The sequence below is a fragment of the Ferrimonas kyonanensis DSM 18153 genome, from assembly GCF_000425405.1.
GTDB classification, from domain to species: domain Bacteria; phylum Pseudomonadota; class Gammaproteobacteria; order Enterobacterales; family Shewanellaceae; genus Ferrimonas; species Ferrimonas kyonanensis.
Map to the genome: position 1 here is coordinate 102,939 of NZ_KE384364.1, position 24,664 is coordinate 127,602.

20 protein-coding genes are annotated in these 24,664 nt (G+C 56.8%); 12 read left to right on the forward strand and 8 right to left on the reverse strand.

Going from position 1 to position 24,664, the window contains the following annotated elements; all coding sequences use genetic code 11:
• The first annotated feature begins 7 nt into the window (after positions 1-7).
• From H598_RS0115950 to H598_RS0115995, 10 genes are all read left to right on the forward strand, one after another.
• On the forward strand, positions 8-949 hold the full coding sequence (locus H598_RS0115950; RefSeq protein ID WP_028113886.1) for an FAD-binding protein: 942 nt from the start codon (positions 8-10) through the stop codon (positions 947-949).
• 72 nt (positions 950-1,021) lie between these two features.
• Positions 1,022-2,311 (forward strand): FAD-dependent oxidoreductase, encoded by a 1,290-nt coding sequence (locus H598_RS0115955; RefSeq protein WP_028113887.1) that lies wholly within the window; start codon positions 1,022-1,024, stop codon positions 2,309-2,311.
• Complete coding sequence (locus H598_RS0115960) at positions 2,308-2,595, forward strand: ferredoxin family protein (protein WP_028113888.1); 288 nt, start codon at positions 2,308-2,310, stop codon at positions 2,593-2,595. Before H598_RS0115955 ends, H598_RS0115960 begins: the two co-directional genes overlap by 4 nt.
• A 374-nt stretch (positions 2,596-2,969) precedes the next feature.
• A complete protein-coding gene (locus tag H598_RS0115965; RefSeq protein WP_028113889.1) occupies positions 2,970-4,286 on the forward strand; it encodes an MFS transporter in 1,317 nt (438 codons plus the stop codon).
• 323 nt (positions 4,287-4,609) lie between these two features.
• Complete coding sequence (caiB, locus tag H598_RS0115970) at positions 4,610-5,830, forward strand: L-carnitine CoA-transferase (protein ID WP_028113890.1); 1,221 nt, start codon at positions 4,610-4,612, stop codon at positions 5,828-5,830.
• A gap of 116 nt (positions 5,831-5,946) precedes the next feature.
• Positions 5,947-6,798, forward strand: coding sequence for a MaoC/PaaZ C-terminal domain-containing protein (locus tag H598_RS0115975; RefSeq protein WP_028113891.1), 852 nt, complete (start codon positions 5,947-5,949; stop codon positions 6,796-6,798).
• An 82-nt stretch (positions 6,799-6,880) separates the two neighbouring features.
• Positions 6,881-8,437 (forward strand): BCCT family transporter, encoded by a 1,557-nt coding sequence (locus tag H598_RS24690; protein ID WP_156897075.1) that lies wholly within the window; start codon positions 6,881-6,883, stop codon positions 8,435-8,437.
• Between the two features lie 169 nt (positions 8,438-8,606).
• On the forward strand, positions 8,607-10,271 hold the full coding sequence (gene ettA / locus H598_RS0115985; RefSeq protein ID WP_028113892.1) for an energy-dependent translational throttle protein EttA: 1,665 nt from the start codon (positions 8,607-8,609) through the stop codon (positions 10,269-10,271).
• Positions 10,272-10,674: 403 nt separating this feature from the next.
• Positions 10,675-11,811 (forward strand): crotonobetainyl-CoA dehydrogenase, encoded by a 1,137-nt coding sequence (caiA, locus tag H598_RS0115990; RefSeq protein WP_028113893.1) that lies wholly within the window; start codon positions 10,675-10,677, stop codon positions 11,809-11,811.
• Between the two features lie 107 nt (positions 11,812-11,918).
• The gene (locus H598_RS0115995) at positions 11,919-12,272 is read left to right on the forward strand and encodes a PilZ domain-containing protein (RefSeq protein ID WP_028113894.1); all 354 of its coding nucleotides are present in this window, start codon (positions 11,919-11,921) and stop codon (positions 12,270-12,272) included.
• A gap of 42 nt (positions 12,273-12,314) precedes the next feature.
• Here the strand turns inward: H598_RS0115995 and radA are convergent, their stop codons facing one another.
• Positions 12,315-13,682, reverse strand: a complete 1,368-nt coding sequence (gene radA / locus H598_RS0116000) for a DNA repair protein RadA (RefSeq protein WP_028113895.1) — start codon at positions 13,680-13,682, stop codon at positions 12,315-12,317.
• A 181-nt stretch (positions 13,683-13,863) separates the two neighbouring features.
• Here radA and H598_RS0116005 point away from each other — a divergent pair, with 181 nt between their 5' ends.
• A complete protein-coding gene (locus tag H598_RS0116005) occupies positions 13,864-16,215 on the forward strand; it encodes a PilZ domain-containing protein (RefSeq protein WP_028113896.1) in 2,352 nt (783 codons plus the stop codon).
• Here H598_RS0116005 and H598_RS0116010 read toward each other — a convergent pair.
• Together H598_RS0116010 and serB are read right to left on the reverse strand one after the other, a co-directional pair.
• Positions 16,157-17,101: an alpha/beta fold hydrolase gene (locus H598_RS0116010; RefSeq protein ID WP_028113897.1), complete on the reverse strand. Its 945-nt coding sequence runs from the start codon at positions 17,099-17,101 to the stop codon at positions 16,157-16,159. The two genes, H598_RS0116005 and H598_RS0116010, sit on opposite strands and share 59 nt — an antisense overlap.
• A 55-nt stretch (positions 17,102-17,156) precedes the next feature.
• Positions 17,157-18,026 (reverse strand): phosphoserine phosphatase SerB, encoded by an 870-nt coding sequence (gene serB, locus H598_RS24695; protein ID WP_051252792.1) that lies wholly within the window; start codon positions 18,024-18,026, stop codon positions 17,157-17,159.
• Between the two features lie 106 nt (positions 18,027-18,132).
• Between serB and H598_RS24700 the strand changes: the two genes are divergently transcribed.
• Positions 18,133-18,777 carry an AhpA/YtjB family protein gene (locus H598_RS24700; protein ID WP_051252793.1) on the forward strand — a complete coding sequence of 215 codons (645 nt, stop codon included), beginning with the start codon at positions 18,133-18,135 and terminating at the stop codon, positions 18,775-18,777.
• A gap of 12 nt (positions 18,778-18,789) precedes the next feature.
• On the opposite strand, the gene deoD is transcribed toward H598_RS24700, so the two are convergent.
• The 5 genes from deoD to H598_RS0116050 all read right to left on the reverse strand — a co-directional run bounded on the left by deoD (position 18,790) and on the right by H598_RS0116050 (position 24,258).
• Positions 18,790-19,494: a purine-nucleoside phosphorylase gene (gene deoD / locus H598_RS0116025; protein ID WP_028113898.1), complete on the reverse strand. Its 705-nt coding sequence runs from the start codon at positions 19,492-19,494 to the stop codon at positions 18,790-18,792.
• A 28-nt stretch (positions 19,495-19,522) separates the two neighbouring features.
• Positions 19,523-20,740, reverse strand: a complete 1,218-nt coding sequence (locus tag H598_RS0116030; protein ID WP_028113899.1) for a phosphopentomutase — start codon at positions 20,738-20,740, stop codon at positions 19,523-19,525.
• A 13-nt stretch (positions 20,741-20,753) separates the two neighbouring features.
• Complete coding sequence (gene deoA, locus H598_RS0116035; protein ID WP_035416044.1) at positions 20,754-22,076, reverse strand: thymidine phosphorylase; 1,323 nt, start codon at positions 22,074-22,076, stop codon at positions 20,754-20,756.
• 166 nt (positions 22,077-22,242) lie between these two features.
• Positions 22,243-23,013, reverse strand: a complete 771-nt coding sequence (gene deoC / locus H598_RS0116040) for a deoxyribose-phosphate aldolase (protein WP_028113901.1) — start codon at positions 23,011-23,013, stop codon at positions 22,243-22,245.
• 420 nt (positions 23,014-23,433) lie between these two features.
• Positions 23,434-24,258, reverse strand: coding sequence for a nucleoside-specific channel-forming Tsx family protein (locus H598_RS0116050; protein ID WP_084144509.1), 825 nt, complete (start codon positions 24,256-24,258; stop codon positions 23,434-23,436).
• Positions 24,259-24,664: the final 406 nt, after the last annotated feature.

The following is a 24,664-nucleotide window of genomic DNA, read 5'->3' on the forward strand; positions in this document are numbered from 1 at the left end:
ATTGAGAATGAGCAAACTGGCAAATGTATGGGTCTTCAGCGACGTTGACTCACGCCTACCGGAAGTGATCGCTGGCGGCTTGCAACTGGGTGACAAAGTCAGCGCCCTGGTACTGGGCAGCGATGCCGATGTCGCCATGGCTCACAGCCTTGGCGCCCACCAGGTATTCCACCTGGGAGAGAAACCAGACACCCGCATCGTCGAAGACTACGTGGACACCATGATCCACGCTGCCGATGCCCATGGCCGCCCCGAACTGGTTCTGATCGGTGCAACCCGCCGTGGCAAAGCCATCGCCGCCAAACTCGGTGCCCGCCTGCAAGCCGGTGTCTTTAACGACGCCAGCGAACTGACGATTGCCGACGCCAAAGTAAAAGCCAAGCACATGGTCTACGGCGGTCTGGCACTGGGTGAAGAAACCCTGTGCTCTCAAACCGCCATCGTGACCCTGGCCAACGGCGTTTTTGAACCTGCTGCAGCCACTGGTGCCAGCGGCGAAACCGTGGCTCTGGAGTTTGTTGCTCCGAAACACAGCATCACCTGTGTCGAGCGCCGCCAAAAAGCCGGTCAAGGCGTGGATCTGGGCAAAGCCAAGCGCGTCGTCGGTGTTGGCAGCGGCATCGTCTCTCAGGACAACCTGAAAAAAGCACAAGAGCTGGCTTCACTGCTGGGTGCTGAAATGGGCTGCAGCCGCCCCATCGCCGAAACCGAGAAATGGATGGAGCGCGAACGCTACATCGGTGTCTCCGGCATCATGCTCAAGCCGGAACTGTACTTTGCCGTGGGCATCTCTGGTCAGATTCAACACATGGTGGGCGTCAACAGTGCCCAGACCATTGTGGCCATCAACAAAGACAAGAATGCACCGATTTTCCAGTACGCCGATTACGGCCTGGTGGGTGATGCCGGCAAGGTGATCCCAGCATTGATCGAGTCTCTCAACGCGTAACCATTGTTCATTGTCAACATTTTGGCCCAAGGACGGGCCACGGACGACTCAACCTGAAAGAGTAACACTATTATGTCTGAAGAAGCCTTTGACACCATCATCGTCGGAGCGGGGGTAGCCGGTTGCATCGCCGCCTACGTTCTGGCCAAGGGTGGAGCCGACGTCCTGGTCATCGAACGGGGCAACTACGCCGGCTCAAAAAACATGACCGGCGGCCGCCTCTATGGTCATAGCCTGGAGCGCGTCATTCCTGGCTTTGCCAGTGAAGCCCCCATCGAGCGCAAAGTCACCAAGGAGAAAGTGACCTTCCTGACCGACGACAGCGCCGTCACTCTCGACTACCACAACGGCCGCGATCAAAACGCCCTGCAGGAATCCTACACCGTACTGCGCGGCGAGTTTGACCAGTGGCTGATGGCCAAGGCCGAAGAAGCCGGGGCTCAATTCATCACCGGCATTCGCGTCGACAAGATTCTGACCGAAAATGGCAAAGTGCTGGGCGTGGAAGCCGATGGCGACGAACTCACCGCCAAAGCCGTCATCCTGGCCGAGGGGGTTAACCCGGTACTGGGCGAACAGCTCGGTATGGTCTCCAAGGTGAAAGCCAGTGCCATGGCCGTCGGTGCCAAAGAGCTGATTGAGCTCAGTGAAGCCCAGATTCAGGACCGCTTCAACGTCAGTGGTGACGAAGGCGCTGCCTGGCTGTTTGCCGGTTCGCCCTCCAATGGTCTGATGGGTGGCGGATTCCTGTACACCAACAAAACCACCGTCTCGCTCGGTGTCGTCTGTGGCCTTCATGACATCGGCACCTCCAGCAAAACCGTGCCGCAGATGCTGGAAGACTTCAAAAATCATCCAGCGGTTAAACCGTTGATCGAAGGCGGCAAGATGATCGAATACTCCGGTCACGTGGTTCCGGAAGCCGGCCTGCACATGGTACCGAAACTGGTGGATGATGGCGTACTGATTGTCGGTGATGCCGCCGGTTTCTGTCTCAACGTTGGCTACACCGTTCGCGGCATGGACTTGGCCATCGCTTCCGGCGAAGCCGCCGCTCAAGCCATTTTGACCGCTCGCGAAAACAGCGATTTCTCCGCAGCTGGCCTGGGCAGTTACCAGACCCTGCTGGAAGACAGCTTTGTCATGAAAGATCTGAAGCTGTATCAGAAACTGCCCGCCTTTATGGAAAACCCGCGCATCTTTAACCAGTACCCCAAGATGGTCGCCGACATCATGCAAGAGATGTTTACCGTCGATGGCAGCGACACGCCGCCGATTCGGAAAATGCTGATGAAGCACTGTAAAGAGGTGGGTTACCTCAATTTGATTAAAGACGGATTCAAAGGAGTCACGGCACTATGAGCAATTCAGTGAACGTCGACGTCAAACTGGGTGTGAACAAGTTCTATGTGGATGAAGGACACCCGCACATTGTCCTGAAAGACAACCCCGACATGAACGAGTTCAAAAAGCTGGTTAACGCCTGCCCGGCCGGTCTGTACAAGCTGGCTGACGACGGCACCCCCCGCTTCGACGCTGCCGGCTGTCTGGAATGTGGCACCTGCAAATTCCTGTGTGGTGACACCATTCTGGAAAAGTGGGAATACCCACGGGGCACATTCGGTATCGAGTACCGCTACGGCTAAGAATGCAGAGAGGCAAAGAGATTTGCCTCTCTTATTTCTATAGTGAACGGTCACTAAATACGTTCCTCTTAGAAGGGGGGGCAAAACTAAATAGACCGTTCCCAGACTGAATCACAGTCAACCACCACTAAATTAAGCAGCAAGAAACTGTAATTTACAGTACAGAATAAGCACTAAGAGAGACATTAAATTCAGTATTTGTTAGATCATACACGGTTAGCAATGAAGGGTTTTGATAACCTCTACTGGATTGAGTTGACACTGGAGTGACACGATCGGTTTTTAAGCAACACAGCAATGGAAGAGCTAATTATCACCACTATTTAGGGACAATAAACTCCACCGTCTTTCTGTGCAGAATTTGAGGGCACATAATGAAAAATGCGAAAAAATTCGATGACATGGAGTTTACCCCACTCCACAGAAAGATCATGCTCTGGGGCAGTGGCGGCCCCTTCCTAGACGGTTATATCCTGGTCATCATCGGCATCGCTCTGGAACAATTGATTCCACAGATGCAACTGGACTCCAACTGGATTGGATTGGTGGGCGCATCGACTCTGGTCGGTTTGTTCGTCGGCACCGCCCTGTTCGGCTACATCGCTGATCTGTTCGGCCGCAAGTTGATGTTTCTGATCGACATCATCGCCATCGGCGCCCTGTCCATCGCCACCGTTTTTGTCTCCTCCCCGATGGAACTGGTGATCATGCGCTTTCTCATCGGCGTGGTCATTGGTGCCGATTATCCCATTGCCACCTCTATGGTTGCCGAATTTTCTCCGACCCGACACCGAGCGTTCACCATGGGGTTCATCGCCCTGATGTGGTACGTCGGCGCCACCTGTGCCAACGCCGTCGGCTATATGCTGTATGACCTTGAAGATGGCTGGCGCTGGATGCTGGGCAGCGGTGTCATTCCCTGCCTGGTCATTCTCCTGGGCCGCTTCCATCTGCCGGAATCCCCCCGTTGGCTAATGCAAAAGGGCCGAATCGAAGAGTGCAAACAGGTGATGGCCACCTACTTTGGCAAAGAGATCGCCCTGGATGTGGAGGAGAAAAAGCCCACCCGCTACCGGGATATTTTTGAAAAACGAAACCTCAGAATGGTGATATTTACCGGCACCATCTGGAGCTGCCAAATCATTCCCATGTTTGCCATTTATACCTTTGGGCCGCAAATTATCGGCTTATTGGGACTTCACGATGGCAAGGACGCGGCGTTAGGAAACATTCTGATCAGCGCCTTCTTTATTGCCGGCTGCGTTCCCGCCATGTACTGGCTCAACTCCATCGGCCGCCGGCCACTGCTGATAGGCAGTTTCGCCATCATGACTGCCGCCCTGGCGGTATTGGGCATCGTTCCCAACCCCGGAATCGGCCTGGTGATCGCCGCCTTTGGCCTGTACGCCTTTTTCTCCGGCGGCCCCGGAATTCTGCAATGGCTGTACCCCAATGAACTGTTCCCCACCGAGATACGCGCCTCCGCCGTCGGTGCGGTCATGGCCTTCAGTCGCATCGGCACCATTCTGTCCACCTATGCTCTGCCGCTGTTTATGGCCAAGTACGGCGTGTCCATGACCATGCTGATGGGGGCGGTCGTCTCCCTCGTTGGCTTCTTTATTTCGGTCACCATGGCACCGGAAACCCGCGGGTTGGCCTTGAATGAAACCAGCTCGGCAAAATTTGGATAAGGTATCTCTATGCCAATGAATAAAATAAACAGACTTTATAAATAGAGTGGTTATGTAAATAATCAAAGCTCATTTATTTATAGCAAATTAACTTATAATAGGCCTGCCGGATACACTGACCGGACAGGCCTCTCTCGCCTCTAAAACAATAAAGAAACAAAGAGCACAAATACCTACAACAAATAAAAATAAAATTACCAAACAAAAAACGTGAACCAAAGTGTATTTTTATTAGTCATAGACAGGTAATGTCCACTCTCGAAATTAGTTGAAAATAGAACAAAACCTTTATTTAACTCACAGACGAATAAGGACGACGCGCTATGACTGATAAAATTGAAACGCCTAAATTCGGCCCACTCACCGGTGTTCGAGTGGTCTTTTCCGCCATGGAGATTGCCGGTCCTTTTCCCGCCCAGATGATGGCCGAATGGGGCGCCGAAGTGATCTGGATAGAAAACGTTGCCTACGCCGATACCATTCGCGTACAGGAATTCTACAGCCAGTTTTCGCGTCGTAACCTTCACAGTCTGTGCTTAAACATCTTTTCCGACGACGGCAAAGCGGCTTTCCTGAAACTGATCGAAACCGCAGATGTCTTTATCGAATCCAGCAAAGGGCCGGCGTTCAGTCGCCGCGGCATCACCGACGACTTGTTGTGGCAACACAATCCCGCGCTGGTGATCGCCCACCTGTCCGGCTACGGCCAATGGGGCGAAGACAAATACATTAACCTGCCTTCCTATGACCACATTGCCGGTGCCTTCAGTGGTTTTCTGATTCAAAACGGTGAAAAAGACCAACCCATTCCCCCCTTTCCCTATACCGGTGATTACATCAGCGGCATGACGGTACTGAGTTCAGTGCTGGCCGCCTTGTACAACGCCAAGGCCACCGGCAAAGGGGAGAGCATCGACGTTGCCATGTACGAAGCCCTGCTGCGAGTCGGTCAGTACTACATGGTCGACTATTTCAATAACGGCAAACTCTACCCCAGATCAACACGCGGCAAGGATCCGACTCAGGTCGGCTGTGGCGTATACAAGTGCAACGACGGTTACATCGTCATGGACCTGGTGGGCTGGAAACAGATTCAGGGAATGCTGACGGTCATGGGCGAAGATCATCTGCTGGGCAGCGATGACTACCCAGAAGGGATTCAGGGGATTCGGGCCGACAGCCCGGCAGCCGACTACCTGGAGGAAAAACTGGATCAGTTCTTCGCTGGCCGCAGTATCGAAGAGTGTGAAGCCCTGTTTGCCGAACTGGTGGTTGCCGGGACCCGGGTCCTGACCATCCCGGAGCTGGAGTCACACCCACATTACGTCGCCCGGAACAATTTCATTGAATGGCAGACTCAGGACGGCGATACCGTCAAAGGCCTCAATGTCACTCCGAAATTTAAAAACAACCCGGGTAAAGTCTGGCGCCCCATGCCCAAACGCGGCATGGACTCGCGCAGCATCATGTCCGAATTGGGTTACTCCGACAGCGACATCGCCTCTCTGATCGAACAGGGGCTGTTAAAAACCGACGACCAGTAAACCGGTTTCACTTTCGCAATGCAGTCGGCCAGGGACGGCCACCCCTTGATGGCATCAACGGGGCTGCGGACGTTACGACTTCAGGAGCCCTGACTCCTATTGAGAGAAGATGAATTATGGCTATCAAACTCGAAACTATCGGCCAGACCTACGGCCCGTATCACACCGACTATGACATCACCCAGTTGATCGTGTTTGCCCTGGGCAGTGGCGCCGCCAGCGACGGTAAAACCGACCTGGACTGGGCCTACGAACAAGATCTGCGGATTAACCCTGTGTATCTCGCCACCATCGTCGCCTCCGATAAGGTCACCGCCGACATCGATTTTGGCTTTGACTGGGCCGGCATTCTCCATTGGGGAATCGACATGCAGATTCACAAACCGCTGCTGGAAACCAGCGGAACCCTGTCCACCAACATCACCCTGAATGCCCTGTATGACCGGGGTGAAGGACGGGGCTGCCTGGCTCAGAAGATTGCCGAAACCTACGACCAGCATGGCGATAAACTGCTGACCATCGATAACTGGGACTGCGCCATCTACGATGGTGGTTTCGGGGGCGAAAAAGCCCCCAGAGACATCGTCGAGATCCCCGACCGCCAGCCGGACTATGAGATCGACGAAACCCTGAGCCTCAACCAGCCGGTGATCTTCCGCCTGCTGGGCAACTATCACCCTCTGCACGTTGACTGGGACTACGCCCAGAAGTACGGCTATGACCGGCCCATCCACATGGCGCTGGCGGTGTCAGGAATGGCCTGTCGCCACATCTGCAATACCCTGCTGGAGCGCCAGCCACAACGGTTGACCCGGTTCAAGCTGCGCTTCACCGGCGTCAGCTATCCCGGCATGACGGTTACCACCCAGATCTGGCGCTGGGACGATCACTCGGTTCGATTCCGGGTGATCGATAAAAACAACCCAGACACCGTGCTGCTTAATTTTGCCCTGGCAGAATGGCAGTGATCCCCAGGGGCGGGAGTCACTCCCCGCCCCAGTTCTGCCCGACCGGGCACATTGTCCCCCTAACCCGCTTTGGAGAGCAGCAGTGAGTACTATTCCGTCTACGGAGGCACGCCTCGGCTATGGTGCGTCATCCCTTTTGCCGAATATCGACACCTTCAAGTTTTTTGGCGCCTTTACTCTGGTGTTGCTGGGCACAGTGCCCATGCTGCTCTACCCAGACAGTTCAAAAACCCTGATTTTCTCCCTGTTCCAATTCATTACCCAGGAACTGGGCTGGCTGTACATCATGGCCGGGATCGGCGCCTTCCTGTGGTGCCTGTGGCTGGCTTTCGGCCCCTATGGCAACAAGGTATTGGGCAGTACCCCCGAATACTCCGACTACAGCTGGGTGGCGATGCTGGTGTGTGCCGGTGTCGGCTCCGGCATCATGTATGGCAGCATGCTCGACTGGGCCCACTTGTCTAACCTGGGTATCAACGGCACCGAAGTCGGCAGTGCCCAGGCCAAGGAGTGGGCCTCGGCCTACGCCATGTTCCACTGGGGGCCCATCGCCTGGGCCATGTACGCCACCCTGGCGATTCCCATCGCCTACTCGTTTCACGTGAAGAAAACACCGGTACTGAACATCTCCCAGTGCTGCCATTTTGTACTTGGGGATCGGGTTAACGGCCCGGTGGGCAAGGTCATCGACATTCTGTTTATGATTGGCCTCATTGGTGGCGCCGCCACCTCATTGAGCCTGGGCGCCCCGGTGATTGCCGCCGGCATCAGTGTCCTGACCGGCATTCCCAATGGCCTGCAGCTGGAAGTGCTGGTGCTGTTTTTGGTCACCGCGGTGTTCGGGATGAGTGCCTTTTTTGGCATTAAGCGCGGCCTGCGGGCCATGTCCGACATTAACGTGGTGCTGTCGGTGGCACTGCTGGCGTTTGTGCTGCTGACCGGGCCGACGGTCTTCACCATGGAGATGGGGGTCAGCACCCTGGGGCGGGTACTGTCGAATTTCGTTGCCATGGCCACCAATATGGATCCCATTGAAAACTGCGGCCTGATCTCCAACTGGACCGTGTTTTACTGGGCCTGGTGGGCCTCGTTTGCACCGTTTATGTCTATTTTTATTGCCAAAATATCCCGCGGCCGCACCGTCAAAGCCACCATACTGGTGACCCTGGTGGCCGCCTCCAGCGGCTGTGCCGCCTTCTACATCATCTTCGGCAACTTTGGATTGCACCTGCAGCTGGCCGGTCAGTTGGACGTGGCCTCCCTGGTTACCCAGTTCAAAGGCGGCGAGGTGATCGTACGAATGGCCGAGTTTCTGCCGTTAACGCCGCTGTTTATTGGCACCTTCTCACTGGTGTGTGGCATCTTCCTGGCCACCACTTATGATGCCGTCAGCTACGCCCTGTCCGCGACCACCACCGCCCACCTGACTCCGGACCAGGAGCCGGCCCGTTGGAATCGTCTGTTCTGGGCCTTCGTATTAAGCCTGCTGCCGCTGGGCATTATGGTGGTCAACGGCCCGCTTGAGGTACTGCAGACCGCCACCATCATTTCGGGACTGCCGATCATGGGGGTCGTCACCCTGGGAATCGTCTCCTTTGTCAAAGAAGTGAAGGCCACCGGCTGGGCGCAATCTCGCTGATTCCCCCCCCCTTGTCGCCGGAATCCGGGCTCTGCTACTGGATTCCGGCGCACGACCCAGTATCATAGGCGCCATTCCAATGACGCTCGCCAGCACGCTGGGGAACTCCGGAGTCAACCACCGGAGCCGGCCTGACTGGCACTGATTGATTTTTGATATAGGAAACTCCATGGCACAGTTCATCTATTCCATGCTCAGAGTGGGTAAGGTGGTTCCACCTAAGCGCCACATCCTCAAAGACATCTCACTCTCGTTCTTTCCCGGCGCCAAGATCGGCGTACTGGGTCTGAACGGTGCCGGTAAGTCCACCCTGCTGCGGATCATGGCCGGCGTCGACACCGAGTTTGAAGGGGAAGCCCGGCCGATGCCCGGCATCAATGTCGGCTACCTGCCTCAGGAACCGCAGATGGATCTGGAAAAGACCGTCCGCGAAGTGGTCATGGAAGCGGTCAGCGACGTGGCCGGCGCCATCGCCCGCCTCAACGAGGTGTACGACGCCTATGCCGCCGAAGACGCCGACTTTGATGCTCTGGCCAAGGAGCAGGGTGAACTGGAAGCGCTGATCGACGCCAAAGACGGCCACAACCTGGATAACGCCCTGGAGCGCGCCGCCGATGCCATGCGCCTGCCAGAGTGGGACGCCAAAATTAAGGTGCTGTCCGGTGGTGAACGCCGCCGGGTGGCCCTGGCCCGTCTGCTGCTGGAAAAGCCGGACATGCTGCTGCTGGACGAACCCACCAACCACCTGGACGCCGAGTCCGTAGCCTGGCTGGAACGCTTCCTGGAAGAGTACCCGGGTACCGTGGTGGCCATTACCCACGACCGTTACTTCCTCGATAACGCCGCCGGCTGGATTCTGGAACTGGATCGTGGCGAAGGGATTCCGTGGGAAGGCAACTACTCCTCCTGGCTGGAACAGAAAGAGGCCCGTCTGGAGCAGGAAGCCGCTCAGGAAAAGGCACACATGAAGTCAATCCAGAAAGAGCTGGAGTGGGTGCGCCAGAACCCCAAAGGCCGTCAAGCCAAGAACAAGGCCCGTCTGAACCGCTTCGAAGAGTTAAACAACACCGACTATCAGCGCCGTAACGAAACTAACGAGCTGTTCATTCCGCCGGGTGAGCGTCTGGGTGACAAGGTGCTGGAGGTCAATAACCTGACCAAGTCCTACGACGGTCGGGTGCTGATCAACGATCTGTCGTTTTCCGTTCCCAAGGGGGCCATCGTCGGCATCATCGGTGCCAACGGTGCCGGTAAATCGACCCTGTTCCGCATGCTCAACGGCAGCGAAAGTGCCGACAGCGGCAGCATCGAACTGGGCGACACCGTCAAGATCGCCTCCGTGGATCAGTTCCGTGACTCCATGGACGACAGCAAAACCGTGTTCCAGGAGCTGTCCGGTGGCCAGGACATTCTCAAGATTGGCAGCTTTGAAATTCCGTCCCGAGCCTACGTCAGCCGCTTTAACTTCAAAGGCACCGACCAGCAGAAGCGCGTCGGCGAGTTGTCCGGTGGTGAACGCGGCCGTCTGCACCTGGCCAAGCTGCTGCAGGCCGGCGGTAACATGCTGCTGTTGGATGAGCCCACCAACGACCTGGATATCGAAACCCTGCGGGCACTGGAAAACGCCCTGCTGGAATTCCCTGGCTGTGCCATGGTGATCTCCCACGACCGTTGGTTCCTCGATCGCATCGCCACCCACATCCTCGACTACCGGGATGAGGGGCAGGTTAACTTCTACGAAGGCAACTACAGCGAATACCGCGAGTGGATGAAGAAGACCCATGGCGCCGACGCCCTGGAGCCGCATCGCATCAAGTACAAGCGCATCGACTGATCCCCCAAGGGCCGCCACGGCGGCCCTTGCTCCTCTCCAATAACCACAAACTAGATTTATCCCATTGTTTTAACTGAACAACTTTCAAATCAGCACTCCCCCTCTCTGACCGAAATATCTTGCCATTAGCAAACAGAAATCCAATCTGAGTTCACCTGTCACGACCATGAAAGTGTTATGCTAGTGCTCTGAATCGATCACTGCCGTCGTCACGTCGATGACGGTTCCTTACCTCGTCCGCTTCGTCCAACACCAGACAGGCCGATGCTAACCGCCCGTCTCAGATCGGTACCCGGACGCCGATGTAAGGGGATCAACCTGAATTTGGAAGCCTGTGACTCCCCGGCACAGCCCCAGGAATGGACACCTCGCTTCCCTCGATTGCTTTAGCGGTGAATGACATATGAACTACAGACTGACCCACGAACAAGAGCTGTTTGTCCAAGGGGTACGCAACCTGATGGAACGGGAAAACTGGGAACCCTATTTTGCGGAATGCGATGACACCAACACCTATCCGGAGCGGTTCGTCAAAGAGTTGGCGAACATGGGCCTGGACAGTCTGCTGCTGCCCGAGGAACACGATGGTTTTGATGCCGGCTTGCTGACCCTGACCGTGATCTGGGAAGAGCTGGGCCGCCTTGGCGCCCCCACCTACGTGCTGTATCAGATGGCCGGTTTCTCCACCTTCCTGCGGGAAGGTTCCGAAGAGCAGATCAACAAGCTTCTGGCGCTCAGGGGCACCGGCAAACAGATGTGGAACTCAGCCATTACCGAGCCGGGGGCCGGCTCTGACGTGCGCAGCCTGCAAACCAGCTATCTGCGTAAGAACGGCAAGATCTACCTCAACGGCAGCAAGTGCTACATTACCAGTGCCGCCGGCGCCGCCTACCTGGTGGTGATGGCCAAAGACGCCACTTCAATGACGCCGGTGTTCTCCGAGTTCTTTGTCGACATGAGCAAGCCTGGCATCAGCGTCACGCCACTGCCTAAGCTGGGCCTGAAGATGGACAGTTGCTGCGAGGTGGAGTTTGACCAGGTGGAACTGGAGGAGAGCGACCTGTTTGGTACCGAAGGCAACGGCTTCGAACGGGTCAAGGAGGAGTTCGACCTGGAACGCTTCCTGATCGCCTGCACCAACTACGGCAGCGCCTACTGCGCCTTTGAAGATGCCGCCCGCTACGCCAATAAGCGAGTCCAGTTTGGCCAGCCCATCGCCCGGACCCAGTTGATTCAGGACAAATTTGCCCAGATGGCCATCAACCTGAACAACATGAAAAACATGCTGTATCAAACCGCCTGGAAAGCCGACAACGGCATGATGACCGCCGGTGATGCCGCCATGTGCAAACTCTACTGCGCCAAAGCCGCCTTCGAGGTGGTGGACGAGGCGATGCAGGTCTTTGGCGGCTCGGCCATTACCGGTGAGCACCGCATCAGCCGCTTCTGGCGCGATCTGCGGGTGGACCGGGTCTCTGGAGGTTCGGAAGAGATGCAGCGACTGACACTGGGGCGGGCGGTGCTCAAAGAGTACGCCTAACACCGTGTTCAAAGGGTGACCGGGTTGGCGATTCTGCGGCCTGGTTGCTGTTTCTGCTCTGAAGTTAACCCTATACTCAGGGTATCGACATCAGGAGCACGAAACCGATGGAAGAACGGCGACACTTTACCCGGGTGCAATTTATGGGGCCGGCATTATTGTGGCAGGGCCAACGGCAGTGGTCGACCCGAGTGCTGGATCTCAGCCTGCACGGCATTCTGTTGGCCAGACCCGAAGGGATGACCGTAGAACTGAATCAGACCATGACGGTGCATGTGCCGCTCAGCGACACCGTCACCATCGAGATGCAGGGCGCAATCCAACGGATCAACGCCCAATCGCTGGGGCTGGTGTGGGACAACATCAACGTCGACAGCCTGATCCATCTACGCCGGCTCATCGAGCTGCACAGCCCCACCTCCATCGACAAGGAGTTGGAAGAGCTGTGGATGGAGATCTGAACCCCCTCTGCCGCCGCCAAAACGCTTCGGGCCAGATCGACGTCAAATCGCTTCCAGCGCCTGCTCCAACTTAGTCACCCCGATCACCTCCATGCCGGCGATCGGCTGCCGAGGCACATTGCCTTTCGGCACGATGGCGCGGGTAAAGCCATGCTTGGCGGCTTCATTGAGGCGCTCACCGCCGTTGGGTACCGGCCGAATCTCACCGGACAAGCCCACTTCACCAAACACCACCAAATCTCTGGGCAAGGCATGATCCCGAAAACTGGAGACCATCGCCAACAACAGGCTGAGATCGGCACCGGTTTCGGTGACCTTGACGCCGCCCACCACATTGGCAAACACATCCTGATCGGACATCTGCAGGCCGCCATGACGGTGCAATACCGCCAGCAACATCGCCAGCCGGTTCTGCTCCAGTCCAACGGCAATCCGTCTGGGATTGCCCAACTGGCTGTGATCCACCAGCGCCTGCAGCTCCACCAGCAGCGGCCGGGTTCCCTCCCAGATCACCAGCACCACCGAGCCCGGTGCCTGCTCCTCACCGCGAGACAGGAAAATCGCCGACGGGTTGGCCACCTCTTTCAGCCCCTGACCGGTCATGGCAAAGACCCCCAGTTCATTGACGGCACCAAAGCGGTTTTTGTGACTGCGCATGGTGCGGAAACGGGAATCGCCTTCGCCATCGAGCAGCACCGAGCAGTCGATGCAGTGCTCCAACACCTTAGGCCCGGCCAAGGAGCCGTCTTTGGTAACGTGGCCCACCAGGAACATGGCAACGTTATTCTGCTTGGCGAAGCGGGTGAGATAGGCGGCGCTCTCCCGCACCTGGGCCACGCTGCCCGGTGCCGACTGGACGTCGGCCATGTGCATCACCTGAATGGAGTCGATCACCATGATCGCCGGTTTCTCTTTCTCGGCGATGTGGCAGATCTGCTCCACCGAGGTTTCCGACAGCATTTTCAGCTTATCGGTGGGCAACGCCAGCCGGTTGGCCCGCATCGCCACCTGCTGCAGCGACTCCTCACCGGTCACATAAATGGCGTTCATGCCCTGGGACAGCCTGCACATGGTCTGCAGCAGCAGCGTCGACTTACCGGCCCCCGGGCTGCCCCCAATCAGGATGGCCGAGCCGGGAACGATGCCGCCGCCGAGCACCCGATCCAACTCACTGAAGCCACTACTGAAACGAGGCAACTCTTCCAGGTTGATCTCATTGAGCAACTGCACTCCGGCTGACGCGGCATCGCCGGCATAGCCGCTGAAACGATCGCTGCGCCCTTTGCTTGTCGCCCCCAGACGCACCTCCGTCAGGGTATTCCAAGCGCCACACGCGTTGCACTGCCCCTGCCAACGCGGATGATCGGATCCACAGTCGTTGCACACGTATGCCGATTTCGCCTTTGCCATTATGTCCCTCAAGCGCTGCTCTTAACCTTGTCTTCTGGCTGGATTTCGGCCCTCTCTGCTCTTACCACTGCACCAAAGCAGGCAAAAACTGAGAGCCAACCAACCGCTTATGCATCGGATTATATACGGCAACCGCCTGAGGGGTTACACTCTAGCGATCAGAAGGTTGAATTTTGTTCCCATGGAAGACCATAACGATCTTATAAATCAGCTCATTCCATTACTGCAAGACGCCAGTTTTGACAGCCTGCTCGACCAGGCAACGTCCCACCTCAGCAGCTCCGACCGCTTTCTTGTCCGCATGGAGTTACGGCGGCTGAATCAGGATTGCCAACGGAAAATCGACCTGAGCGGCCACTGTGCCCAGGAGACCCGCGAGGTGGAGATCTGTGGGGTCAGCCACCGCCTGGATGAAGAGGCCGAGCAGTTTTTGCAGCAGCAGATCGAGCTGTATGAGGGGCGCTATACCGTCGGGGCATACGAGGCGCTGCTGGAGTCCCTCAAGCCCGACAGCAACGACCCGGCCCCCCTCGACTCAGACAGCGACCAACCGGCCCGGCCGCCGCGCATGGACCTGTTGCCCATGGGGCATTACATTCGCCGTCGGGAAACCCGCCACACCTTCTCATCGCCCATCACCCTGTGGCAGCCCAATGGCGCACCGGTTTCCGGACGCACTCAGGATGTATCGATTCGGGGTGCCAAGATTAAAACCCAGCGCCCCTGGGTACTGGATCCGGCCCAGCCGGTGATTGTCAGCTTCACCGAGATCGCCAGTGAGTTCACGGTGCCGGAACTCAAACACGGCGTCAGCTACCAGGTGATCGACACCCAGCCGGCCGACGATCACACCCAGATACGGCTGAGACGGGTGGACAATACCCCCAGCCTGGATCAGACCTTTGAGCGGATTCTCAGTGTCAGTCGATTGCGAACCCGCCCCGAGCTCAACCATCTGCTGTCTACGGCCAAAAGTCGTGGCTATGAGCGCCAGTACCTGCCACGATTGGCGTCGGTTCCCATAGCCATGTCACTGAAAAACGGCAAATTGCAGCCGTCCATGGCGCTGCAAACCGAATCCAACCGCAACCACCTGAATTACTGGCTGGATGAACGTGGCCACAGCCAACTGTGCTCGGCCCTCACCGAGGAGCGTCTGGCCAGGCAACTCAAGCACCCTGGCGAACTGGCTCACCAGTTGTTGTTCAGCTTTGTCCACCACCATGACAACCACAAGCTGTTCTTCTCGGCGACCCTGTTTGAACTGGAGCGGCAGCAGATGAGCGCCTGCTTCTTCAAACACGCCAGCCGCAAGAGCGGATTCCGGGTGCACCGTGTTAACCTGCATGCCATCAGTGAGCGGGATAAAGAGTGGGCCAGTCATTCGCCGGTCAACGGCCGCCCCAGCGACGCCCTGGTACGGCAGCAGATCAACGGCATGTCGCTGTTGGTGCATCTGAGCAGCCAGGCCCCTGGCGACCACAGCGGCTTTGCCGACTACGACTCCGACTGCCACATCAACCAGCTGCGCCAGTTTGGCCAGAAGCGAGTGTCAGACATGGATCCTCGCCCCCTGCCCTGCCAACAACAGGAGCTACGGCGAGAGCCTCGTTTCTCGCTGCAAACCCGAGTGCTGGTCACCCACAAGCGCGATGAGATGGTGGCCCTGTCGGTGGATGTGTCACCGCGAGGGCTGAGGCTGGATATGGAGCAGACGGTGGACCTGCCGCTGCATGACACCCTCAAACTGGAGTTTCCCGAGCTGCAGCCACTGGCCGGCAAGCTGAAGTTGAAACAGCTGCCCTATGAGCTGGTGCGCAGCCAGCAGGACGGCAAGACCCTGCACCTGAAAGCGGTGGAGGACGAACCGCACTCCGGAGTGGTATTCCTGTCTCACCTGCTGAGTCAGAACCGGGATAAGATGGTGCAGGTCGGCAGCCAGATTCAACATCGTCAGCTGCTGGAAGGGGTCAAGAACTTGGTGCTAAAGCGCTTGTACTCTCTGCCGTTTTTCATTCACAAGCGCCAAAGCAAGCTGCACGCCAACCTGGCTGGCAACAGCCTGCTGCCCAGCCCGGCGCTGCAGTCGCTGACCGACCTGCACGGCCTCAACCTCGACGCCATCCTCAACAATGAGGTGGTGCACACTCAGTACGACCACATGGCCCGCAGCCGCAACGAGGAGCCGGCCTGGCAGTCGACTCTGGTGCTGCACTGGCCACCGGAGCGGGACCAGCGCCAGGTGTGGGCTTTGTCTGAGATTGGCAACTCTGATCAGGTTCGGCTCAAGCTGGCCCAATTGCATGGCGACGGGCACCTCAAGGTCGTCAGCCTACAGCTGGACCGGGCACAGAAACCGGATCTGGATTACTTGCAGGCCGAACTGGCCGCCATCAGCACCCACGCCCTGCACCGGGCCAAAGAGCTGGAAGAGATGCTGTGGCAGATCGCGGTCATCGGTGAACTGCGGGACATCACCCCTGAGTTTCTGCTGCAATATCGCCTGCCCATTGAGGCTGCTGCAACCAGCTAAGGACATTAGGAAACAGCTCGGCGGCGGCATCCCTATGGGTCAGCAGCCCCGCATGGTCGTAGTCTCGGCGAAAGCCCTGACTGCGGCCAAACACCTGGTACTGAGCCTGTCCTGCCAAGCCGCACTCCTGCATCAGGTCATGCACATCTCTGGGATTGCCCAGGGCACGATCGCCGGCTCCGGCCGCAAACCAGGTCACCGGCCAACGCCCCTGGCGTACCAGCGTTCGGGCCGCATCGCCGTAATCGAAGCCATCGCGCTCGTCCAGCCACTGGCGCTGGCTGATCCAGGGCAGCGAGTCCAGCAGGAACCGGGTTGACTGATCATCCATGCCGACCCGCAACCGTTGCAGCGGCAGGTAACCCAGCTTCTCCCCCAGCCAGGGGAACAACCGTTTCCACGCCAGCTCGATCTTCAACAACCGCTCCGAACTCCAGCTGCGCACGGTACGCTTGGAGGCAAACAGCGACAGCGTCTGCACCTGGCGAAGCAATTGCGGGTAACGGGCCAGCGCGGCAATCATCAAGACCCCGCCCCAGGAGTGGCCCACCCAGTGCACCGCCCCGCCGTGGCGCTGATGCAGCCACTGCTGAACCAGGGGCAATTGTTCACTGATGATCTCGTACTGGCCATGGCTCTCTTTGTGAGCCAAGGGCGGGTGGGACAGGCCATGACCGTAGCAGTCCAGCACGTACACCAGATAGCCCTGATCCGCCAGATAACAGCCCAGCCCCTTGCCTTTATCGCTGTAAAACACTCGGCCGTTGCTCATGGCGCCGTGCACCATCAACACCACCCCTTTGTGTGGCGACTGCGGGTTCAGCACCTTGAGGTGCAGGCGGCCGTTCCGATAGTTCAGATAGTCGGATCCCTGACTGTGTTGCATGACTCTCTACTGCTCATTGACTGCGAGGGCACTGATTAGACCAGAAAAACGTGACCTAGATCAACATTGCCAGCACCGCATCCAGCCCAAGTTGGCTCAGATGGGCATCGGCGCGGGCCGCCACCGCCGGCTTGGCCCGAAAGCCGACGCCCAGTTTGGCGGTCTCCATCATCGGCAGATCGTTGGCCCCGTCCCCCAGTGCCACCCACTGGCTCGGTTCGATGCCATACTGCTGCCCCAGTTGTTGCAGAATCAGCGCCTTGGTCTGGGCATCGACGATGGTGCCGGTCACCTCGCCGGTCAGGCGCCCGTCTTGCTCCTGCAGATCGTTGGCCTGAAAGTAATCCAGTTGCAACTGCGCCGCCAACACCGAGGCGATGCGATTAAAGCCGCCGGAAGCCAGTGCCACCCGCCAGCCCGCTTGTTGCAGGTGAGTCACCAGCGTCGTCAGCCCCGGGTTCAGCGGCAACTCGGCGGCAATCTCATCCAGTACCGATGCCGGTATGCCTGCCAGTTTGGCCACCCGCTGACGCAAGCTCTGCTCAAACCCCAGTTCACCGCGCATGGCCGCTTCGGTGACAGCGCTGACCTCCTCGTAGACGCCACCGGCGCGGGCGATCTCATCGATGCATTCGATATCGATAGCGGTGGAGTCCATGTCCATCAGCAACAAGCCGGGCCGGGCCAGCACCGGGCCATCGGTAGCCAGACACAACAGCTCGCCCTCAGCCACCTCGGGCAAAGAGGTCAATGGCTGTTGCAGCGGCCAGCGGGCGACCTGATAGCCGGCCACCTCACTGCGCCAGGCGTTCGCCAGCGACACCCCCTGGGGCAGTGAGCTGGCTTCCAGTGCGGCGACGCTGCGACAGATCAGCAGCAACTGCCAGGGGTGGCTGACGGGCGTATGGCAATCGGGGCGACTCATTAGACTTCCTTTCGCTTAGATTTTCAGGGAGATAACCTTGTCGGCTGTTATTTTTCAACCAGAGTGGTTAGGATCACAGAAGGATGAGCCGGTCGCAAGGACAACCATGGCGGGAACGAATACCCACATAAAAATCAGTAATAAACGCCTGGTGGTCTGGCGGGTACTGCAGGTGATACTGGCGGTAACCCTGATGGTGGTCACCCTCAACCTGTGGCGCCATCATCAGCATCAGGGCCAGCAGCTACTGAACCAGCAGGCCGGTGAGCTGGCCACCCAGCTGGTGCAATACGCCGCCATCGGCGCCGCCCCGGCACTGGCCAAAGAGGACGACCAACAGCTGGACTGGTTGGTGCAGCAACTGATCAAGGATCCCCGGGTCCTGTCTGCCAGCATTTTCAGCGATGAAGGCCAGCGACTGGCGCAGGCCCAAAGCCTGTTTCCTGAGTCTCAACTACCGGAAGCGGAGCAGTTGGAAGCGGCGCTCAAGCGCTATACCCCCTTTGTAGCCACCATAGAGCAACCTACCGGCACCCTGGGGTTTATTCGCATTCGGGTCAACACCCAGCTGTTCTTCCTGGACAACCGCCGCCTGGACAGGGACCAGCAACGCCAGCAACCGCTGATGTTGTTGATGGCCGGCCTGGTGGGCTATCTGCTGGCCAAGTCGTTGTCGGCCAAGCGCGCCGCCATGAGCAGACTCAACAGACAAAAAAAAGCGGCCCCCAAAGGGCCGCCTTTATCTCGGTAAACTCAGGCTGAGTTACAGCAGAGAGTCCAGAGTCATCACGATCATGTCGTTGAAGGTGTTCTGACGCTCTTCAGAGGTCGTCGCTTCACCGGTACGGATGTGGTCAGATACGGTCACTACGCACAGAGCGTTGGCGCCGAATTCAGCCGCAACGCCGTACAGGCCAGCCGCTTCCATCTCTACGCCCAGGACGTTCATCTTTTCCATCACGTCGAACATCTCTGGATCCGGCGTGTAGAACAGGTCCGCAGAGTAAACATTACCGATCTTAACCGGAATGTTGGACGCTTCGGCAGACTTCACTACGTTGGCCAGCAGGCCGTAGTCCGCGATGGCGGCGAAATCGTAGCCCTTGAAACGGGTACGGTTTACGCCGGAATCGGTGCAGGCACCCATACCGATGATCACGTCACGAACTTTAACGTCGGTGCTCACGGCACCACAGCTGCCTACGCGGATGATGTTCTTCACACCGTACTCGGTGATCAGCTCTTTGGCGTAGATGGAGCAAGATGGGATGCCCATGCCGGAACCCATAACGGACACTTTCTTGCCCTTGTAGGTACCGGTGAAACCCAGCATGTTACGTACGTCAGTCACCTGCTCGACGTTTTCCAGGAAGGTTTCGGCGATGTACTTAGCGCGCAGAGGATCCCCTGGGAACAGTACGGTTTCGGCGAAAGCGCCGGCTGGTGCATTAATGTGCGGAGTTGCCATTATTATTGACCCCTTGTTATTTCATCAGTTAATTCAGGAAAGACTTACCGTAGTCCATCGGTTCCAGCCCAAGATAGCTGGCAATGGACTGGCCGATATCGGCGAACGATTCGCGGTGGCCCAGAGAACCGGGCTTCACTGGCTTACCAAACGCCAGCACAGGCACGTGCTCGCGAGTGTGATCGGTGCCGGTCCAGGTTGGATCGCAACCGTGATCGGCAGTCACCAGTACCACGTCTTCATCGCCCAGTTTTTCAATCAGTTCTGGCAGACGCTTATCGAAATACTCCAGGGCATTGGCGTAACCATTAACGTCACGACGATGGCCGTAGGAGGAGTCGAAATCCACAAAGTTGGTGAACACAATGGTGTTATCACCGGCTTCGTCTACCTGCTCGAGGGTGCGATCCCAAAGCGCTTCCAGGCCAGTGCCCTTCACCTTTTTGGTGATGCCGCAGTTGGCGTAGATGTCGGCAATTTTGCCCACAGACACCACCTGGCCTCCGGCCGCCTTGTGCTTGTCCAGCACGGTCGGCGCTGGCGGCTCAATGGCGTAGTCGGCCCGGTTACCGGTACGGGCAAAATCAGCGGCGCCAGCTCCCACAAATGGACGAGCGATTACTCGACCAATGGTGTAGGGCTCCAACTCCTCGCGGGCGATTTTACACAGCTCGTACAGACGCTCAAGACCAAAGGTCTCTTCGTGGCAGGCAATTTGGAACACGCTGTCGGCGGAGGTGTAGAAGATCGGCATACCGGTACGCATGTGTTCTTCACCAAGCTGTTCCAGAATGGCGGTGCCCGAGGCGTGACAGTTACCCAGGAAACCGTCCAGACCGGCACGTTCCAGGATCTTATCGGTCAGCTCTTTCGGGAAGCTGTTCTCTTTGTCGTGGAAATAGCCCCACTCGTAAAGAACCGGCACACCGGCCATCTCCCAGTGACCACTGGGAGTGTCTTTTCCCGATGACAGTTCGGAGCAGTAACCGTAAGCGCCGGTGACGGTGGCATCCAGGTTCATGCCCGCAGGCACTTCACCGGTGCTTTCCTTGGCAGCGTGCACCAGGCCCCAGTTGGCCAGGTTTGGCAATGCCAGTGCGCCGGAACGGCCCACTTCGGCCTTGCCATCGGCACACTCTTTGGCGATGTGACCAAAGGTGTCGGCACCGACGTCACCGAACTTGTCGGCATCCCCTGCGGCACCAATGCCGAAGGAGTCCATCATCAGGATAAATACGCGTTTCATCTACTTTTTCTCCTTAGCTGCCGCGAATGGTCTCGTACACATCCGGAGTGGCCTCGTAAGACTCACCCAGAGTAACGGACTGGCGCAAGGCGGCCTCCGCTTCCAGGAACTGAGCGTCATCCTGAGCATGAACCATGGCGATAGGCGTGCTGCTATCGAGAGTTTGACCCAGAGAGATGATGTTGCTCAGACCCACGGCGTAATCGATGCCATCGGTTGGCAGGCGACGACCGCCTCCCAGACCGACAACGGCCAGACCCATGGCCCGGGCATCCATCGCAGTGACAATGCCACTGTGTTCAGCATAGACGGGACGGATAATCTGTGCCTGAGGCAGGTGAACATCCATCTTGGTAATGAAGTCGGTAGGACCACCCAGGCCGGCCACCATCTTACCGAAGATCTCTGCCGCCTTACCGCTGTCCAGCGCCTGCTGCAGCTTGGCACGGGCATCGGTGGTATCGGTCGCCAGTTTGCCCTGGACCAGCAGCTCAGCCGAGAGCGCCATGGTCACTTCGTGCAAACGTGGGTTGCGATATTCACCGGTGAGGTAACGCACCGCTTCACGAACTTCAACCGCATTACCGGCACTGCTGGCCAGAGTTTGGTTCATGTCGGTCAGCAATGCAGAGGTGGCGACACCGGCGCCGTTAGAAACGTCGACGATGCTCTTGGCAAGATCCTTAGACGCCTCATAGGTTGGCATAAAGGCGCCGGAACCGACTTTCACGTCCATTACCAGTGCGTCCAGGCCACAGGCCAGCTTCTTGGAAAGAATGGAAGCGGTAATGGCGGCGATGGACTCCACGGTAGCGGTAACGTCGCGAATGGAGTAGAAGCGCTTGTCGGCGGGTGCCAGGTCACCGGTCTGACCGATGATGGCGACGCCGGCTTCTTTTACAACCTTGCCGAAGGTGTCGTTGGTCGGAGTGATGTTGTAGCCAGGAATGGACTCCAGTTTATCCAGAGTACCGCCGGTGTGGCCCAGGCCACGACCAGAAATCATTGGAACATAACCACCACAGGCGGCGATCATGGGGCCAAGCATCAGCGAGACCACGTCACCCACACCACCGGTGGAGTGCTTATCGATAACCGGGCCATCGAAATTATGGCCGTCCCAATTCAGGACCATACCGGAATCGCGCATCGCCTTGGTCAGCGCAATGCGCTCATCCATCGGCATGTCTTTGAAGTAGATTGCCATGGCAAACGCCGCAATCTGACCTTCGCTGATGCTGTTGTCGGTAATCCCCTGGACGAAAAAACGGATCTCCTGCTCGCTGAGCGGCTCGCCGTTACGTTTTTTACGGATAATCTCTTGAGGTAGAAACATCCTTTGCCTCCGGTGCATGTCGATGCCCGAGGGGCATCGACATCATCTTATTTTTGAGATGGATTCGAATCGGTTGTGTCGTAAACTTACTAAAGCTGACTCAATAGTAGACAAGCTTTTGGCAAGTTCCGGCGATCCGGATCACAAATATCAACGCAGATGTAGATTAGTAACCTTTAGAATCGGCAGGTGCGTCGGCCAGTTCCAAGGTGTGCAGCAAGCTGTTCAGCAGGCTGGAAGCACCGAAGCGGAAGGTACGGGCAGAGGTCCAGTCGTCACCCAGGATGCTGGCAGCCAGATCCAGGTACTCACCGGCTTGCTCGGCGTTGCGAACACCACCAGCAGGCTTGAAGCCAATCTTGGTGTTCTTCTCTTTGATCACGGTCATCATGATGCGAGCGGCTTCCAGAGTCGCGTTCACAGGCACTTTACCGGTAGAGGTCTTGATGAAGTCGGCACCGGCATCGATGGAGATCTCAGATGCCTTACGGATCAGGGCTTCCTCTTCCAGTACACCGGTTTCGATGATCACTTTCAGCAGCACATCGCCACAGGCTTCTTTACAGGCTTTCACCAGATCGAAGCCGACCTGCTCGTTGCCATCCATCAGGGCACGGTATGGGAATACCACGTCCACTTCATCGGCGCCATAGGCGACGGCCGCTTTGGTTTCAGCTACCGCGATGGCGATGTCATCGTTGCCGTGAGGGAAGTTGGTTACCGTGGCAATCTGGACGCCTTCGGCACCGATTTCACGCAGGGTCTTACGGGCAATGGGGATGAAGCGGGGGTAGATGCAGATGGCAGCGGTATTGCCAGCCGCGGTCTTGGCGTTGTGACACAGATCGATCACTTTCTGATCGGTGTCATCATCGTTCAAGGTGGTCAGGTCCATCAGTTGAAGTGCACGTTGTGCAATCGCTTTAATATCACTCATGGTGAGTCTCCCAGATCTAAATTTAACTAAAAGCAGTATAGAAAAAGATTGGTCACTCGCACGTGGCTAAAGATGATCATAAAACCTATTAATGGCAGGCAGAGATACATGAGGTATCTTAGCGCAGGAGGTTACCGCTCACATGCCGTGACGCGGACTTGGTTCCCTGAAGAATCGAAAGAGCGACCTTGGTCGACCCTTGGGCGAAAAATCCATTTTCCCGCAGTAACAAATTCAACAACGGCAGCATCATGGCAGCAGTGGATGCAGATTACAACCGCCTTCGGCAGGAAATGTTGATTTATTACTAACAAAATCGTGACTGAACGCCAACGCCAGCCGAGGGACGGTGACTGACGGCGAAATTCAGACAAAAAAAAGCCCCGAGTTCGAAGACTCGAGGCTCATTTTCAGCGTAACTTAGAACTTGTAAGTTATCGCGAAGTAGTGACCGAAGCCAGTGGTGTCTTGCAGTACACCGTTTGGACGGTCACCGTCTTCAACAAGCGCCATGTTGATGAAGTACTTCAGGCCATAACCGGCAGCAAAACGGTCAGAGTGCCAGTAGATGCCGTGGAAAGATTCCAGAGAGTGGTTAGCGTAACCTTCTTGATCATCAATTTCGTCAGCGCCGAATTTGAAGTCGTTGTAACCCTGGTAGGAGATGAAGCTACCGTTGTCGAAGAAGTAGAAAGGCTTGAACCAGTTGAAGGAGACCATGTAGCCGTCCCAAGAACTTTCGTTGTCAGCGCCGTAGTTCTCATCAACGTAGCGAGCGTAGAAGTTCAGGCCAACTTTACCGAACCATGGAACCATGATATCGGAACCCACACCCCAGTAGGTATCAACCAGAGCGCTGTCACCAACGTTCAGTACGTTCGCCAGGTAAACCTCTTGAACTGGACCAAAAGACAGGTCTTTACCGGTCAGGGCGTCCAGAGACATACGAGGGGCCAGCTTCATGAACATGTTATCGCTGTTGTCACGATCATCGCCGTCAATACCCAGTACGTCGAAGTAATCAACGTAGCCGTACAAATCGAAGATGCCGGAACGACCGCCGAATTCGAATTCCAGGTAAGTGGTGTCTTGAGCACCGTATGGGATGCGAGCATCCACAGACTGCATCAGGTTAAACTGCATCCACTTGTAGTCGTTCTTGTGGATATCGCCGTCAGAGTAATCGGCAGCGAAAGCGTTCAGTGAGAGGGCAGCCAGAGCCGCACCAGCCAATACTTTTTTCATCATCAACCCCTGTATTAATACAGATTATTAAATATTGTTTTCCAACATCCTTGGAACAGGGCGCATTTTATCCGACCCACCCACAGGCACAATCACTAGCTACACGTTTCCGGTTAAAAGAAAGTAGAAATATCAAAAAGCGTGATCCAGATAACACTTCGACGGCAACTTAATAGACTTTTTGACATACTGTCGTAACGAACCCCCGCATTTCATCAATATTCCAGTTTAGTTGTAAAATTACATAATGAATTGTGATTAGATTACTTATTGAACGATTTATGATCTAATGTCACTAAAAAGCCGATCAAAATGAAAACAATCAACACACGAAGATAATTCGGAAGAAAAACCCGGTTTCCAATCCGAAGGATGATAAGTTGAAAATTAGATACCAATTTGTGGC